1 protein-coding gene is annotated in these 719 nt (G+C 48.3%); it reads left to right on the top strand.

Translation table 11 applies throughout. The features are described from left to right. Positions 1–719: hypothetical protein (locus ACOCD2_RS23905; RefSeq protein WP_419626279.1), on the top strand; the 719-nt coding region annotated here is incomplete at both ends.

Below are 719 nucleotides of genomic sequence, written 5' to 3'. Positions count from 1 at the left end.
AATAATAGAAGACATGCTTGTTGAGGAACGTACAAGAGATGATGCTCTTAACCTGAGCCTCTACAACCTCAGTCGCCTTGACGCATCTGAACATTTTGAAGAACTCATTGAGCAAGTGGCTGAACACCCGCAGTGGTCTCAATGTAACAGATGCAACATGTTGAAGAGCGATGGCTCTACCGCGTGTCCTATCCGAATTAACAGAGAGCGCCTTCGCCACGGAAACGGAGGGTCGGTGTTTCGCAAACGATTGGGAGAGCTGATGAAGCTCGCTCGGGCCAACCGTATGCACATTCCCATCCGCGACTTACTTCTTCTAGGTGTCAATATACTGTTGGGAGACCGCCAGAGTGGACAGGTTCTACTTACCTGCCGCACGGCAAAGAATCGCGCGCAGAAAGAAGACTACCGTTTAACAAACCCCTACGCCAACGTGTTCGGAACAAATTTATCCGAGCGTCAACGGCAACAGTATCAAGTTTTTAACATCCTTGAAGCCTTCGGAATAGGACGCGAAACGGATAATAAATTTGATAATTTGCTCATCTACGGCTCGTACAGCGATTCACCACTCTATGCTGATCACGTGTCCAAAGATTCTCATTACGGCGTGCCTGCGTATGAGCCATATCTACGAGACTATCTTGAAGGCGCGCGCGAGAACATTGAAGCATTCATGCAGGCACTTTCAAGACAACGACAAAGGCTCTTCTTCTCTT

The organism is Thiolapillus sp. (assembly GCF_048562965.1).
GTDB lineage: Bacteria > Pseudomonadota > Gammaproteobacteria > Chromatiales > Chromatiaceae > Thiolapillus > Thiolapillus brandeum_A.
The sequence above is the reverse complement of the archived record's forward strand: the minus strand, read 5'-3'. Positions and strand labels throughout refer to the sequence as shown.